Below are 13,388 nucleotides of genomic sequence, written 5' to 3'. Positions count from 1 at the left end.
TTCAACGGGACATGAAGCGGTGACGGTCGCGCGGATGCGACCGTCGGCTCGTGAGCGAGATAAGGTTAGCCTTACTTTAGTCGCTTCGGGCAAGGTGATGCCCTGTCCTTCGGAAAGGCCGGTCTTCGTGGACATCCGTGTGGAACAGCTCGTCGCTGGATACGCCGGTCGTACGGTCGTGGACCAGGTCGACCTGGCGGTGCCCTCCGGGCAGGTCGTGGCGATCGTGGGCCCCAACGGCTGTGGCAAATCGACCCTCCTGCGCACCATGGCCCGGCTCCACCAGCCCCGTTCCGGCCGGGTGTTCGTCGGCGAGGCCGACGTCTGGCGACTGCGTCAGCGCGACGCCGCCCACCGGATCGCCCTGCTGCCCCAGGCCCCGCAGGCGCCGGAGTCGGTCACCGTCGCCGGACTCGTACGGTACGGACGCCACCCGCACCAGGGGCTGTTCCGTCAGTGGTCCCGGGAGGACGAGAACGCGGTCGCCCATGCCCTGGAGGCCACCGGCACGGCCGCACTGGCCGGCCGCCGGCTCGACCAGCTCTCCGGCGGTCAGCGCCAACGCTGCTGGCTCGCCATGTCCCTCGCCCAGGAGACCCCCGTCGTCCTGCTCGACGAGCCCACCAGCGCCCTCGACATCGGCCACGCCGTGGAGGTGCTGGACCTGGTCCGCGAAGTCGCCGCGCAGGGCCGCACCATCGTGATGGTGCTCCACGACCTCGCCGCCGCCGCACGGTACGCCGACCTCCTGATCGCGATGCGCGACGGGCGGATCGTCGCCTCGGGGCCGCCCCGGGAGACCGTGGACACCGCCCTGGTCCAGGAGCTCTACGGCATCGAGGCGGAGATCCTCACCGCGACCTCCGACGGGGCGCCCGTCGTCGTACCGGCCGTCCGCGTGCCGGCGGCCGGCGTGTGAGCCGGTCTAATCGGTGATCGTTTCCGCCGGGGAGAGACCCGAGGGGGCGGACGGCTTCTCGTGGGCGGTCGGTGTCCGGTAGGCGCGCAGGGGTTGGTTGGTGGCGTACACCACGGCGACCGCGAGGACGGCTGACAGCCCTCCGGAGACCAGCGAGAAGGAGGCCGAGGTGGCCGACGCCACCAGGCCGCCGCGGAAGTTGCCGAGCTCGGGTCCCGCGACACCGATCACGTGTTCCACCGAGGAGACCCGCCCCCGGTAGGCGTCCGGGGTCTCCAGTTGCACCAGGGCGCTGCGAGTGACGACGGACACGGTGTCGGCGGCGCCCGCCACCGCCAGGCACCCCAGCGCCAGCCACAACGGACCCGCCAGACCGAAACAGGCCAGCGCCAGGCCCCAGGCGCCGGCCGCGTACAGCTGCACCAGGCCGCCACGGCGCCGGCGCGTCACCGTGCCGGAGAGCAGACCGGCCGTGATCCCCCCGACCGCGACGGACGAGAGGAACAGGCCGAGGGTCTGCGGGTTTCCGCCGAAGCGAACCTCGTTGACCAGGGGGAAGAGCGCGATGGGCATGGCGAGCAGTGTCGCGGACAGGTCAGTGGCCATCGAGCCCCACAGCGTCGGGCGGCGCAGGACGATCCGCCAACCGCCACGCTCCGGCCGGCGCCCGCCCCCCGCCGCGTCGGTGCCCAGGGGCCGCGTGGCAGGCAGACGGATCGCGGTCAGCATCGCGACTGCCACCGCCACGGCCTGGGCCGCGTACGCGGCGGGAAGATCCCAGCGCGCGATGATCAGCCCAGCCACCGCGGGGCCGGTCAGCATCGCCGCCTGGAAGGAGACGTTGGTCAGCGCGAGACCGGCCGCGACCTGGTCGGCCGGCAACAGCCGGACCGGGAAGGCGCGCCGGGCGGGCGCTCCGAGGGCGCCGCAGCTCGTCCCCGCGGCCACCAGGGCGAGCAGGAGCAGCACGTCGCGGTTGCCCGCCAGGGCCTGCGCGCACAGCCCCGTGGCGGCCAGGAGTTGGCCCGCGGTGGTGGCCCGCACCACCGCACGGCGGTCGAAGGTGTCGGCCAAGGTGCCGCCGAGCAGCCCGAACAGCACCATCGGCAGGCCGGTGGCGAGTCCGATGGCTCCGGTGCCCACGGGGCTCCGGGTCAGCTCCCAGACCTGGGCCAGCACCGCCACGTTGGCTATCTGTCCACCGAGCTGAGAGGCGGAGGTGCCGATCCACAGGTCGCGAAACGGCTGACTGCGGCGCAGGGGGCGAGTGTCGAGGAAACGAACGCGTCCGCGCCACGTCATCGGGGTGGCTCGACAAGGTGGTGCGTGATCCGCTGTCGCATCGACCGGCGTTCCAGGGCCCGCCGCACCTCCTGGACGACCGCGGTCATCGCGTACGGGACCTCGCCGTCCAGCTCGGCGACCGCCTCGTGGGTGGCGCGCCACTCCGCCTCCAGGAACGGCACCAACGAGCGGCCGTGCTCGGTCAGGTCGATGCGCCGGGTGCGGGCGTCGGGCCCCGGCTCGGAGGTGACGAGACCCTCCTTGCGCATGGCGGCGACGGTCTGACTGATCGCGGAGTGCGAGCGGTCCAGGGACTTCGCGAGCTCGCGGATGGTCAGCGGTCCGGTGTGGGCGAGCCGGATCAGCGGATAGGCGAACCGAGGGCGCACCCCCTCGATGCCTCGTTCGATGTAGAGCCGCTCGATCTCCGCGTCCATGGCTGCCAGAAGCTCGTGCAGGGAGTGCCAGGGGTCGGGTCGCGCCGTGGGGTCCGAAAATGTCACAGCGCTAATATAACAGCGCTGCGATAATTGTCCGTGCCGCCTCGGCGTCATCTCCGGCCAGGGGGAGTCGCGCCGGTGTCCGCACAGCACCGAGGGGCCCCGCGGCAAACTCCAGGGCCCCTCGGTACGTATCCACCTCGGCGTGCGACGCCGACGCGCTCAGCCGGACTCCGCCGCGCCGCCCTCGCGGGGCCCGCCCCCGCGGTAGACCCCGAGGATCTCCTCGGCGGCCAGCGTCGCCGTCAACGTGCCCTCCCGCACCCGCTGTTCGAGCTCCGGTGCGAGCTTCCGCACCGCCGGATGGCTGTGCAGGCCGTCCAGCAACGCGTCGCGGACCATCGTCCACGTCCAGTCCACCTGCTGGTCGCGGCGCTTGGCCGCCAGCCGGCCGGTCGACTCCAGGAGCGTCCGGTGCTGCTCCAGCCGCTCCCACAGGGTGTCGAGACCGCTCGACTCACGCGCGCTGCACGTGAGCACCGGGGGCGTCCAGGCCGCGTCCGCCGGATGCATCAGCCGTAGCGCGCCCGCCAGTTCGCGCGCGGCCGACCGGGCGTCACGTTCGTGCGGACCGTCCGCCTTGTTGACCGCGATGGCGTCCGCCAGCTCCAGGACGCCCTTCTTGATGCCCTGCAGCTGGTCGCCGGTACGGGCCAGCGTCAGCAGCAGGAACGTGTCGACCATGTTGGCCACCGCCGTCTCCGACTGCCCGACGCCCACCGTCTCCACCAGCACCACGTCGTAACCCGCCGCCTCCATCACCATGATGGACTCCCGGGTCGCCTTGGCCACCCCGCCCAGGGTGCCCGCCGTGGGGGAGGGGCGGACGAAGGCGGCCGGATCCACCGCGAGGCGCTCCATCCGGGTCTTGTCGCCCAGGATGGAGCCGCCCGTACGGCTGGAGGACGGGTCGACCGCCAGCACCGCCACCCGGTGCCCGAGACCCGTGAGCATCGTGCCGAGCGCGTCGATGAACGTGGACTTGCCCACGCCCGGCACCCCGCTGATCCCGATCCGCCGGGCCGACCCCGCGTGCGGCAGCAACCGGCTCAGCAACTCCTGCGCCAGCACCCGGTGTTCGGCCCGGGTCGACTCGACGAGCGTGATCGCGCGCGCCACGAACGCCCGCTTCCCGTCGAGAACTCCCCGCACATAACCGTCGATGTCGATCTTCACTGCCATCCGTCAGCGGCTCACAGCTCGTGGCCGAGCGCGGCGCCGAGCCGCGTCACCAGGTCGTGGGCCGCGTCCGGGATCACCGTCCCCGGCGGGAAGACGGATGCCGCGCCGGCCTCGTGCAGCGCCTCGATGTCCTGCGGCGGAATCACCCCGCCCACCACGATCATGATGTCCTCGCGCCCCTCGGCGGCCAGCTCCTCGCGCAGCGCCGGCACCAGGGTCAGGTGCCCCGCCGCCAGCGACGAGACGCCCACGATGTGCACATCGGCCTCGACGGCCTGCCGCGCCACCTCGCCCGGCGTCTGGAACAGCGGGCCGACGTCCACGTCGAAGCCCAGGTCGGCGAAGGCCGTGGCGATCACCTTCTGGCCCCGGTCGTGCCCGTCCTGCCCCATCTTGGCGACCAGGATGCGCGGCCGGCGGCCCTCCGCCTCCTCGAAGGCCTCGACCAGTGCGCGGGTGCGGTCCACCGAAGGGGACTCTCCTGCCTCTTTGCGGTACACACCGGAGATCGTACGGATCTGCCCGGCGTGCCGCCCGTACACCTTCTCCAGTGCGTCCGAGATCTCCCCGACCGTGGCCATCGCCCGCGCCGCGTCGACCGCCAGCGCCAGCAGGTTGCCCTCCAGGCCCGGCCCCGGGTCGCGCTCGGCGGCGGCCGTCAGCGCGCGCAGCGCCTCCTGGCACGCCATCTCGTCGCGCTCCTCGCGCAGCCGGCGCAGCTTCTCGATCTGCTGGGTGCGCACCGAGGAGTTGTCGACCTTGAGGACGTCGATCTTCTCGTCGGTCTCCACCCGGTACTTGTTCACCCCGATCACCGGCTGCCGCCCGGAGTCGATCCGCGCCTGTGTGCGGGCGGCGGCCTCCTCCACCCGGAGCTTGGGGATGCCCGCGTCGATGGCCTTCGCCATGCCGCCGGCGGCCTCGACCTCCTCGATGTGCTGCCAGGCCCGGTCCGCCAGGTCCCGCGTCAGCTTCTCCACGTACGCGCTGCCGCCCCACGGGTCGATGACCCGGCAGGTGCCGGACTCCTGCTGGAGGAGGAGCTGCGTGTTACGGGCGATGCGGGCGGAGAAATCGGTGGGCAGCGCCAACGCCTCGTCCAGCGCGTTGGTGTGCAGCGACTGGGTGTGCCCCTGCGTCGCGGCCATCGCCTCCACGCACGTACGCGTCACATTGTTGAACACGTCCTGCGCGGTGAGCGACCACCCCGAGGTCTGCGAATGGGTGCGCAGGGAAAGCGACTTGGGGTTCTTCGGGTCGAACTGCTTCACCAGGCGCGCCCAGAGGAGCCGGGCCGCCCGCAACTTGGCGACCTCCATGAAGAAGTTCATGCCGATCGCCCAGAAGAACGACAGCCGCGGCGCGAACGCGTCGACGTCCAGGCCGGCTTCCTGACCGGCGCGCAGATACTCCACCCCGTCGGCGAGCGTGTACGCCAGTTCCAGATCGGCCGTCGCCCCGGCCTCCTGGATGTGATAGCCGGAGATCGAGATGGAGTTGTAGCGTGGCATCTTCTGCGAGGTGAACGCGAAGATGTCGGAGATGATCCGCATCGAGGGCGACGGCGGATAGATGTAGGTGTTGCGGACCATGAACTCCTTCAGAATGTCGTTCTGAATGGTCCCGGTCAGCTTCTCGGGCGGTACGCCCTGTTCCTCGGCGGCCACGATGTACAGCGCCAGCACGGGGAGCACCGCGCCGTTCATCGTCATCGACACCGACATCCGGTCCAGCGGAATGCCGTCGAACAGCTGGCGCATGTCGTAGATCGAGTCGATCGCCACCCCGGCCATGCCGACGTCGCCGGTCACCCGGGGGTGGTCGCTGTCGTACCCCCGGTGGGTCGGCAGGTCGAAGGCGACGGAGAGCCCCTTCTGCCCGGCGGCCAGGTTGCGCCGGTAGAAGGCGTTGGACTCCTCGGCCGTGGAGAACCCGGCGTACTGACGGATCGTCCAGGGCTGGTTGACGTACATCGTCGGGTAGGGCCCGCGCAGATACGGGGCGATCCCCGGATACGAGTGCAGCGCGTCCAGACCCTCCAGGTCCTCACCGGTGTAGAGCGGCTTGACCGTGATGCCCTCGGGCGTCTCCCAGAGCGGGGCCTCGGCGCCGTCGGCGGCTTCGGTCACGGCCGTCCGCCACTGCGCGGCGGAGCCGGCGGGCGGTGCGGCGGACGTGAGCGGCACGTCGGAGAAGTCGGGAACGGAGGGTTCCTGATCCGTGGGCGGTGTCGGCATCACGCCACTCCCATGCGGTCGAGTACGGAGGTGAGAACGGCGACCGCGTCGCAGCCGGCGAAGACGTAGGCGTCGACGTCGGCGTACTCGCCGGGCCGGCCGGCGAGGAACACCCGCTCCGCTCCCGCCGACTTCAGCGCCCCGGCCACCTGCTCCGCCCGCTCGGCGTACAGCGCGTCCGACGAGCACAGGACAGCGACCGTCGCCCCGGAGGCGGTCAGGGAGTCGGCGGCGGTGTCCGCTTCCACCGACACCGGCTCGTGGACCGCCTCGATCCCGCCCGCCCCGAAGAGGTTGACGGCGAAGGAGACCCGCGCGGTGTGCGCGGCGGCCGGACCGAGCGCGGCGACGAACACCTTCGGGCGGCTCCCGGTCGCCGCGAGGTGCGCGTCCGACCGGGCGCGCAGCGCCTCGAACGCCTCGTCGCGCCGGACCCGGGGCAGACCGCCCGGAGCCCCGGCGTACGCGTCGGGCGCGGGCTCGCGCTCCACCGGGCGCTCGCCCGGCTGCGGGAACTCGCTCACCCCGGTGATCGGCTCCGTGCGACGGGCCAGCTTCGCACTGCGCGCCGCCCAGGTGGCGGCGAGCCGCTCCGCGACCATCCCGGAGCGCAGCGCGGCGGGCAGACCGCCCGCCCGCTCGGTCTCCTGGAAGAACGCCCAGGCGGCCGAGGCGAGTTCGTCGGTCAGCCGCTCCACGTACCAGGAGCCGCCCGCCGGGTCGATGACCCGCGCCAGGTGGGACTCCTCCATGAGGATCGTCGAGGTGTTGCGGGCGATGCGCCGCGCGAACGCGTCGGGCAGGCCCAGCGCGTGATCGAACGGCAGCACGGTCACGGAGTCCGCGCCGCCCACCCCCGCGCCCAGCGTGGCCAGCGTGGTGCGCAGCATGTTCACCCACGGGTCGCGGCGCGTCATCATCACCGGCGAGGTGACGGCGTGCTGCCGTTGGGCCCCGGCGGCGGGGGCTCCGGAGGCCTCGGCGACCCGCGCCCACAGCCGGCGTGCCGCGCGCAGCTTGGCGATGGTCAGGAACTGGTCGGCGGTGGCCGCGTAGCGGAACTCCAGCTGCCCACAGGCGGCTTCCACGCTCATCCCGGCACCGGTCAGGGCCCGCAGATAGGCGACCCCGGAGGCCAGGGAGAGCCCCAGCTCCTCGCCCGCCGAACCGCCCGCCTCGTGGTACGGCAACGCGTCCACGGCGACGGCCCGCAACCCCGGGTACTCCGCGTCGCACACCCGCGCCCAGCGCACGGCGGAGGTGAGGTCGGCCTCGACGCCCGTCCGGGCCTCGTGGCCGAGCGGGTCGGCGCCCAGCGTGCCGCGCGCCCCGTCCTTGGCGACGCCGCGCTCCCCGTACAGCCGCAGCAGCTCCGTCGCGGCGGAGTCCAGGTCGGCCGGGGCGTCGAGGACGATGGGCGCGAGGTCGAGGTAGACCCCCTCCAGCGCCCGGGCGAGCCCGTCGACGGGGACGCCCACCGGGCCGCCCACGGTGAGCCAGAGGGAGGTGGCCCCGTTCTCCAGATCGCCGAGCACCGCCTCGTTGAGCCGTGCGGGGTCGGTCAGGGTGTGGCGTTGGCGCACGTCCCAGCCGCCTGCCGCGTTCCCCTCGGCCCTGCTGCCCCGGGTGAAGGGGGCGAAGCCGGGGAAACCGGTGTCCGGCGACTCGTCGTGTGCGGTGTAGAGGGGGCGGGTGGTGAGCCCGTCCTCCAGTGTGGTGGACAGCGCTTCCTCGGCGGCCGAGCCCGAGACTTCCTTGCCCGACTTGCGCAGTACGCCCTCGACGAGGGTCTGCCACTGGTCATGGGAGGGGTCGGGGAACACGGCGGCCGGAGAGAGCCCGTCAGCAGGCTGGACCGTCATGCTCAGATGCTAGGGCAGCGCGCTCAGCCAGCAGCAGGGGCACGTGCTGTGACCTTGCCCTCTCGGATATGCACTTGATCCTTTACACACGGTCGCGTAATCGGCGTGGCGGGCGGACAGTGGCAACACGACGGTTCCCGAGATCGGGATGAATCCGGACAGCGATGCATATTATGTGCGAAGTTTCCCGATTCTCTATGTCATCACTCGAATGCCGTATCCACCCCGGCGCCCCGTGGCCGCCGGGATAGGGAGAGGACGCGACCGTGGCCGTCGGACCTGTGGAGTACCTCGTCATCGCCTTCCCCGGCAGTCGCTTCACCGGGTCGGTCGCCCCCGTGCTCGCCGACGCCATGTCGTCCGGAGCCGTACGGGCCGGAGATCTGGCATTCGTCCGCAGGGGCGAGGGCGGCGCGGCGGCCCCGGTGGAACTGCGGGAGCTGGACCCCGGGGGAGTGGTTCCCGCCGATACGGCGGAGGGCGCGGCGGCGGTGCTCACCCCCGAGGACGTGGAGAAGCTCGACCGGCGAGTACCGGCGGGCGATGTGGTGGCGATCGTCGTCCGGGAGGACCTGTGGACCACGCGGCTCGCCCGCGCGGCCCGCGAGGCCGGCGGCGCGTTCGTCGCGCACGAGCGCCTGGGGGGCGGCGGGCCGGCCGGGCCCGGCGAGGAGGGTGCCGCGGGGGACGACATCATCACTCGTCTGGAGCGACTCGCCGAACTGTGGAAACGGGACATCCTCACCGACGCCGAGTTCGTGGAGCAGAAGACGAGGCTCCTGTCGGACTGACGCGCGTCGACGCCCCGGGGTGCCTCCGGCGTTCTCCGGTGGTGCTTTCCCCGCTGCGTGCGATGTTGGTCCTGATATGTGGAATTCCTGGAATTCATCGGGGAAAGAGGCAGTTCATCGTGCAGACCGCCCGGACCGTTCCGGCCGCCACCGTTGTCAATCTGCGCGACCTGGGCGGCATCGCGTTGGGCCGTGACCGCCGGGTGCGGCAGGGCGTCCTGTTCCGCTCGGGTCAGCTGAGCGAGCTGGACCCGGAGAGCGACCGTGCGGTGCGCGCGCTCGGTATCCGCACCGTCGTGGACCTGCGCACCGCCGACGAGCGCCAGTGGGCCCCGGACCGGCTGCCGGACCGGGCCAGGCTCTTCGTCGCCGACGTTCTGGGCGACCACCCGGGCGTGGCGCCCGCCAGGCTGCGGTCCCTGCTCGCGGACCCGGTCGAGGCGGAGCGGACGCTGGGGGGCGGCCGGGCCGAGGAACTGTTCGCCGAGACCTACCGGAAGATGGTCCTCTCGCCGGGCGCCGCGGCCGCCTACCGGGCCTTCCTGGAGACGGCCGCCGACCCCGCTGCACGCCCGCTGCTCTTCCACTGCACGGCGGGCAAGGACCGTACCGGCTGGGCGGCAGCCGTCCTGCTGATGCTCCTGGGGGCGGCCCGTGCGACGGTGCGGTCGGACTTCCTCGCGGTCAATCCCGCCGTACGGGCGGCCTTCGCCCCGTACGTGGCGAAGTTCCTGGACGGCGGCGGCGACCCCGCCGTCGCCGCGGCGATCATCGAGGTCCGCCCCCGCTACCTGGACGTGGCGCTCGACGCCATGGACGAGCGCTGGGGCGGCCTCGACGGCTACGTGCGCGACGGGCTGCGCGTGCCCGGCGCCGCCCTGGAGCGGCTGCGCGACGGCCTGGTGATGCGCGGCTGAACCGACAGGGGCGACAGGGGGGAGGGAGATGAGGGAGTGAGGGAAGCGTCGAGACGCGGAGCGGGGGCCGGTCGGGCCGGGAGTCTCCCGGCCCGACCGGCCCCCGGACGTCCGGGGTGAGACCCGGCTACAGACGTACGAGGCGCTCCGTCAGGTCCCGGTAGTGCTGGAGGGCGATCCGCAGATCCTCGGTCTCCGCACCGGTGGCGGGGCCGCTCCCGTCCCTCCCCGCGCGCAGTCGCCGCCCGCGTTCCTCCAGGGCCGCCCCGAGGCCGGCGACGACCTCGTCGAAGGTGGCGTCGGCCTCGCGCACCGCCCGGTGCGGGTCTTCCACGAACCCGGTCACCGCCTGCTGGATCCGGGCGGCGAACGCCTCCTGCTCCTCGGGGGCGAACAGCGGCCTGCCGGGACGCGGGCCGTCCTCGACGCTGCCCGGGAGCCCGGCCTGCCCTGCCGTGGAGGCGGTGGGGGCGGTGGGCCCAGGGGCGGTGGGCCCGGGGGAGGTGCGAAGGTCCGTCCCGGTACGGTCCGCCGGCTCCTTGCCCGTGACCGTCCTCGGAGCCGTCAGGGGAGCGCCCTGTCCCCTGACGGGTGTGCCCGGGCCCCTCACGGGTGTGCCCGTGTCGATGGGTTCGGCGCCTTCGGGCAGGTCCACGCCGCCGGCCAGCGGCGCCTTTCCGTTCGGTGTCCGCGTCATGATGTACCGCGTCCCTTCACCAGATGCCTGTTGCCGTGCTCACGCCCCGACGGGCCGCCCACGAGCAGCTCGTCGAAGAGCCCGCGGGCCTCGATCAGGGCCTCGCGCATCTCCTCGGTGCTCGCGTCCCCGCGACGGGCGGCGTGCACCCGGCGGTAGCCGTCGACGTGCGCGGCGTGGTGCACGGAGAGCGCGTCCGTACGGTCCTCGAAGTCCTCGCCGTCCGGGAAGCCGCGTTCGCGTGAAAGATCGGCCAGCAGCGCGTCGGCCTCGATGAGCGCCCGCTCCGGGGATTCCACGAACAGTTCCTGGGCGCTCGCCCAGCGGGCGGCGTACCGTGCGCGCGCCTCCTCGGCCAACGGCCGCTCGTCGAGGTGCCCGTGCCGCTTCACTCGATCGCCGAGCTCCCGCTCGGCTGCCGCGGTGTCGCCGCCGTGCCGGGCGACCACGCGGTGGTACTCCGGTCCGAAGCGGTCGCGCAGCCCTCCGCCGCCGACCTGACGTCCACGAAGAAGGAAGAACGCGGCGACGGCCGCCACGGCGACCACGGCGATGATGATGATCGTTGTCGTCACGGCTACCGCCCCCGACGTTCATCGGCCGGTACGTAGCTCTGCTGTCGCACAGTGGTCAACCCCTTTCGATCCGAGCCCGGCGTAACCGCCGGGTGATGTGCAGGAGTTCGTGTACCCCAGGATCCCGGTTCGAGGCAGCGGCCCTCCGGAAGGAAGCTCCGCGCGACGCTCTGTGTAGGGTGAAAACGTCGAATCGGCGGCAGGTCGGAGGGACACGCGATGACGGAGCGCAAACCACCGGGAGTCAGTTTCGATTCCTGGGTCGACCGGCAGATCCACGAGGCGGAACAGCGCGGTGACTTCTCCGCGCTCCCGGGCTTCGGCAAGCCGATCGCCGGCCTGGAACGCCCGTACGACGAGGCCTGGTGGATCAAGCAGAAGATGCAGCGGGAGGGCGTGTCGATGCTGCCGCCCGCGCTGGCCCTGCGCAAAGAGGCGGAAGACGTCCCCCGCGCGGTGTCCGCGGCTCGCACCGAGGCCGAGGTGCGGCGCATCCTGACCGAAGTGAACGACAAGATCGAACGGGCGATCCGGATGCCTCCCGAGGGCCCGCCGCTGCGGCTGACCCCCTTCGACGTGGACGGGACCGTCCGCCGCTGGCACGAGGAACGCCGCCCGGCCTGAAAGCCGCCACCCCGGTGCCGCATACTCACCGTATGGGATCGGGCAGGGAAGGGCGGCGGCGCGGGCGCGCACCGCAGCGCGCCGAGGTGACGGTCCGCAGGGCAGCGGCGGGCGACGCCGGCCGCCTGACCCGGCTGGTCCGCTCATCAGGCGCCTACGAGGGCCCGTACGCCCCGATGGTCGAGGGCTACCGGGTCGGGCCGGACTACATCGAGGCGCACCGGGTCTTCGTCGCCGCGGACGGCGATACGGGCCGGATCCTCGGCTTCTACGCGCTGCTCCTCGACCCGCCGGAACTGGACCTGATGTTCGTCGCCGACTCCGCCCAGGGGCTCGGCATCGGCCGACTGCTCGCCGCACATCTGCGCGAGGAGGCCCGGAGCGCCGGGCTCACGGGCGTCCGGATCGTTTCCCACCCGCCCGCCGAGGGCTTCTACCGGAGCATCGGCGCCGAACCCGTCGGCACGGTGCGGGCCGTCCCGCCGACGGTGATGTGGGACCGCCCCGAACTCCTGCTCCGCATCGGCTGAGACGCGCACTTCCGGGGAGGGGCACTGCCGGGAACGGCCGGATCCCGGCCGCGCACGGCGGCCGGGCTCCGGGGCGGGTCGTTCCGGGCGGCGATCAGCCGCCGTACGGGCGGGTGATCAACTCCATGCCATGACCGCTCGGATCGGGGAAGTACACGCCCCGTCCGCCGTCGTTGTGGTTGATCTCGCCGGGAATCTTCTGATGGGGATCGGCGAAATAGTCGATCCCCAGCGCCTGGATCTTCGCGAACGCGGTGTCGAACTCCGCCTCCGAAATGAGGAAGGCGTAGTGCTGCGGGGTGATCGAAGCGGCGGGAACCGTCGCGAAATCCAGCGTGACGCTGTTCGCGAGAACGACCGGAATGAACGGACCCCACTCGTCTCCGACCGTCAGGCCCAGCAGATCCGCCAGGAACTCCGCGGACTCGCGCTTGTCCCGGCAATGGACGATGGTGTGGTTCAACTCGACTGACACGGTGGAATGCCTCCCACGGGCATCTCACGGGCCACCTCCACGCCTCACCCGGCCGGTGACCGACGCGCGATGCCCTGTCGTGATCATAGGCGGGCCGCACACACCGGTCCACGGGGTTACGCCCGAGGCCGTGGGGAACCTGTGAGATCCGGCCATCGGCACGGCATGGTCCCCGCCGGGCCCTCAAGGAGAAGGGGAGGCCACGTGACAGCCAGCAGAGGCCGTCAGGAGACCCAGGAGGAGCGGGCGGACCGGCAGTGGTCCGAACTGCTCCAGGAGCTGCGCGTCGCACAGACCGGGGTGCAGATCCTTTTCGGTTTCCTGCTCGCGGTGGTCTTCCAGTCGCGGTTCGAGGACCTGGGGGAGACCGACCGGAACATCTACGTCGTCACGGTGATGCTGGGCTCGGCGACCGCGGCGGCGCTCATCGGCCCCGTGTCGTACCACCGGCTGCTCACCGGCCGCCGGATGAAGCCCGAGACGGTCATCTGGGCCTCCCGGATGACCGTGCTCGGCCTGGTGCTGCTGTTCTGCACGATGTGCTCGGTGCTTCTGCTGATCCTGCGCGTCGCCCTGCACAACCAGCTGGCCCTGTGGCTCGTCGGAGCCATGGCCCTGTGGTTCGTCGCCTGCTGGTTCGTCTTCCCGGTATGGGCCCTGGCCCGGGGGCGCTCCGGCCGACGGGACCCCGACGACGAGGAGGACGAGAACGAGGAGGACGGGAGCACGGACGGGAACGGGAACGGGACCAGGGGAGGGTCCCCCGATCGGGGGAGCGGCACCGCCTGAGGAGGG

General features: G+C 72.2%; 14 protein-coding genes. 6 read left to right on the top strand and 8 right to left on the bottom strand.

Annotated elements, in window-relative coordinates:
- Nucleotides 1-127 precede the first annotated feature (127 nt).
- A complete protein-coding gene (locus tag PSQ21_RS00760; RefSeq protein ID WP_274028401.1) occupies nt 128-919 on the top strand; it encodes an ABC transporter ATP-binding protein in 792 nt (263 codons plus the stop codon).
- 6 nt (nt 920-925) lie between these two features.
- Here the strand turns inward: PSQ21_RS00760 and PSQ21_RS00755 are convergent, their stop codons facing one another.
- The 5 genes from PSQ21_RS00755 to PSQ21_RS00735 all read right to left on the bottom strand — a co-directional run bounded on the left by PSQ21_RS00755 (nt 926) and on the right by PSQ21_RS00735 (nt 7,984).
- A complete protein-coding gene (locus tag PSQ21_RS00755) occupies nt 926-2,221 on the bottom strand; it encodes an MFS transporter (RefSeq protein WP_274028400.1) in 1,296 nt (431 codons plus the stop codon).
- Complete coding sequence (locus tag PSQ21_RS00750; protein ID WP_274028398.1) at nt 2,218-2,706, bottom strand: MarR family winged helix-turn-helix transcriptional regulator; 489 nt, start codon at nt 2,704-2,706, stop codon at nt 2,218-2,220. The genes PSQ21_RS00755 and PSQ21_RS00750 overlap by 4 nt, the downstream gene beginning before the upstream one ends.
- Before the next feature lie 159 nt (nt 2,707-2,865).
- Nucleotides 2,866-3,885, bottom strand: coding sequence for a methylmalonyl Co-A mutase-associated GTPase MeaB (meaB, locus tag PSQ21_RS00745; RefSeq protein WP_274028396.1), 1,020 nt, complete (start codon nt 3,883-3,885; stop codon nt 2,866-2,868).
- Nucleotides 3,886-3,896: 11 nt separating this feature from the next.
- Complete coding sequence (gene scpA, locus PSQ21_RS00740) at nt 3,897-6,122, bottom strand: methylmalonyl-CoA mutase (protein WP_274028394.1); 2,226 nt, start codon at nt 6,120-6,122, stop codon at nt 3,897-3,899.
- A complete protein-coding gene (locus tag PSQ21_RS00735; protein WP_274028392.1) occupies nt 6,122-7,984 on the bottom strand; it encodes a methylmalonyl-CoA mutase family protein in 1,863 nt (620 codons plus the stop codon). Before PSQ21_RS00735 ends, scpA begins: the two co-directional genes overlap by 1 nt.
- Nucleotides 7,985-8,250: 266 nt before the next feature.
- Here PSQ21_RS00735 and PSQ21_RS00730 point away from each other — a divergent pair, with 266 nt between their 5' ends.
- Together PSQ21_RS00730 and PSQ21_RS00725 are read left to right on the top strand one after the other, a co-directional pair.
- Nucleotides 8,251-8,775 (top strand): SHOCT domain-containing protein, encoded by a 525-nt coding sequence (locus PSQ21_RS00730; protein ID WP_274028391.1) that lies wholly within the window; start codon nt 8,251-8,253, stop codon nt 8,773-8,775.
- Nucleotides 8,776-8,894: 119 nt separating this feature from the next.
- Nucleotides 8,895-9,692, top strand: coding sequence for a tyrosine-protein phosphatase (locus tag PSQ21_RS00725; RefSeq protein WP_274028389.1), 798 nt, complete (start codon nt 8,895-8,897; stop codon nt 9,690-9,692).
- A gap of 127 nt (nt 9,693-9,819) precedes the next feature.
- Here the strand turns inward: PSQ21_RS00725 and PSQ21_RS00720 are convergent, their stop codons facing one another.
- Nucleotides 9,820-10,389: a hypothetical protein gene (locus PSQ21_RS00720; protein ID WP_274028388.1), complete on the bottom strand. Its 570-nt coding sequence runs from the start codon at nt 10,387-10,389 to the stop codon at nt 9,820-9,822.
- Nucleotides 10,386-10,964: a hypothetical protein gene (locus tag PSQ21_RS00715; RefSeq protein WP_274028386.1), complete on the bottom strand. Its 579-nt coding sequence runs from the start codon at nt 10,962-10,964 to the stop codon at nt 10,386-10,388. Before PSQ21_RS00715 ends, PSQ21_RS00720 begins: the two co-directional genes overlap by 4 nt.
- Before the next feature lie 219 nt (nt 10,965-11,183).
- Here PSQ21_RS00715 and PSQ21_RS00710 point away from each other — a divergent pair, with 219 nt between their 5' ends.
- Together PSQ21_RS00710 and PSQ21_RS00705 are read left to right on the top strand one after the other, a co-directional pair.
- Complete coding sequence (locus PSQ21_RS00710; protein ID WP_274028384.1) at nt 11,184-11,588, top strand: J-domain-containing protein; 405 nt, start codon at nt 11,184-11,186, stop codon at nt 11,586-11,588.
- 32 nt (nt 11,589-11,620) lie between these two features.
- Nucleotides 11,621-12,118 carry a GNAT family N-acetyltransferase gene (locus PSQ21_RS00705; protein ID WP_274028383.1) on the top strand — a complete coding sequence of 166 codons (498 nt, stop codon included), beginning with the start codon at nt 11,621-11,623 and terminating at the stop codon, nt 12,116-12,118.
- A 94-nt stretch (nt 12,119-12,212) separates the two neighbouring features.
- Here PSQ21_RS00705 and PSQ21_RS00700 read toward each other — a convergent pair whose 3' ends face one another.
- Nucleotides 12,213-12,593 carry a VOC family protein gene (locus tag PSQ21_RS00700; RefSeq protein ID WP_274028382.1) on the bottom strand — a complete coding sequence of 127 codons (381 nt, stop codon included), beginning with the start codon at nt 12,591-12,593 and terminating at the stop codon, nt 12,213-12,215.
- Between the two features lie 165 nt (nt 12,594-12,758).
- Between PSQ21_RS00700 and PSQ21_RS00695 the strand changes: the two genes are divergently transcribed.
- Nucleotides 12,759-13,382 (top strand): DUF6328 family protein, encoded by a 624-nt coding sequence (locus tag PSQ21_RS00695; RefSeq protein WP_397991779.1) that lies wholly within the window; start codon nt 12,759-12,761, stop codon nt 13,380-13,382.
- The last annotated feature ends 6 nt before the right edge of the window (nt 13,383-13,388 follow it).

It is taken from the genome of Streptomyces sp. MMBL 11-1, assembly GCF_028622875.1.
Lineage (GTDB): Bacteria > Actinomycetota > Actinomycetes > Streptomycetales > Streptomycetaceae > Streptomyces.
This window is presented reverse-complemented; position numbering and strand designations above follow the sequence as displayed.

What these genes read in the sequence shown, in the direction of transcription:
- PSQ21_RS00735 (WP_274028392.1), bottom strand. Translation starts at nt 7,984, where the DNA reads ATGACGGTCCAGCCTGCTGACGGGCTCTCTCCGGCCGCCGTGTTCCCC.
- PSQ21_RS00755 (WP_274028400.1), bottom strand. Translation starts at nt 2,221, where the DNA reads ATGACGTGGCGCGGACGCGTTCGTTTCCTCGACACTCGCCCCCTGCGC.
- meaB (WP_274028396.1), bottom strand. Translation starts at nt 3,885, where the DNA reads ATGGCAGTGAAGATCGACATCGACGGTTATGTGCGGGGAGTTCTCGAC.
- PSQ21_RS00710 (WP_274028384.1), top strand. Translation starts at nt 11,184, where the DNA reads ATGACGGAGCGCAAACCACCGGGAGTCAGTTTCGATTCCTGGGTCGAC.
- PSQ21_RS00705 (WP_274028383.1), top strand. Translation starts at nt 11,621, where the DNA reads ATGGGATCGGGCAGGGAAGGGCGGCGGCGCGGGCGCGCACCGCAGCGC.
- scpA (WP_274028394.1), bottom strand. Translation starts at nt 6,122, where the DNA reads ATGCCGACACCGCCCACGGATCAGGAACCCTCCGTTCCCGACTTCTCC.
- PSQ21_RS00695 (WP_397991779.1), top strand. Translation starts at nt 12,759, where the DNA reads ATGGTCCCCGCCGGGCCCTCAAGGAGAAGGGGAGGCCACGTGACAGCC.
- PSQ21_RS00720 (WP_274028388.1), bottom strand. Translation starts at nt 10,389, where the DNA reads ATGACGCGGACACCGAACGGAAAGGCGCCGCTGGCCGGCGGCGTGGAC.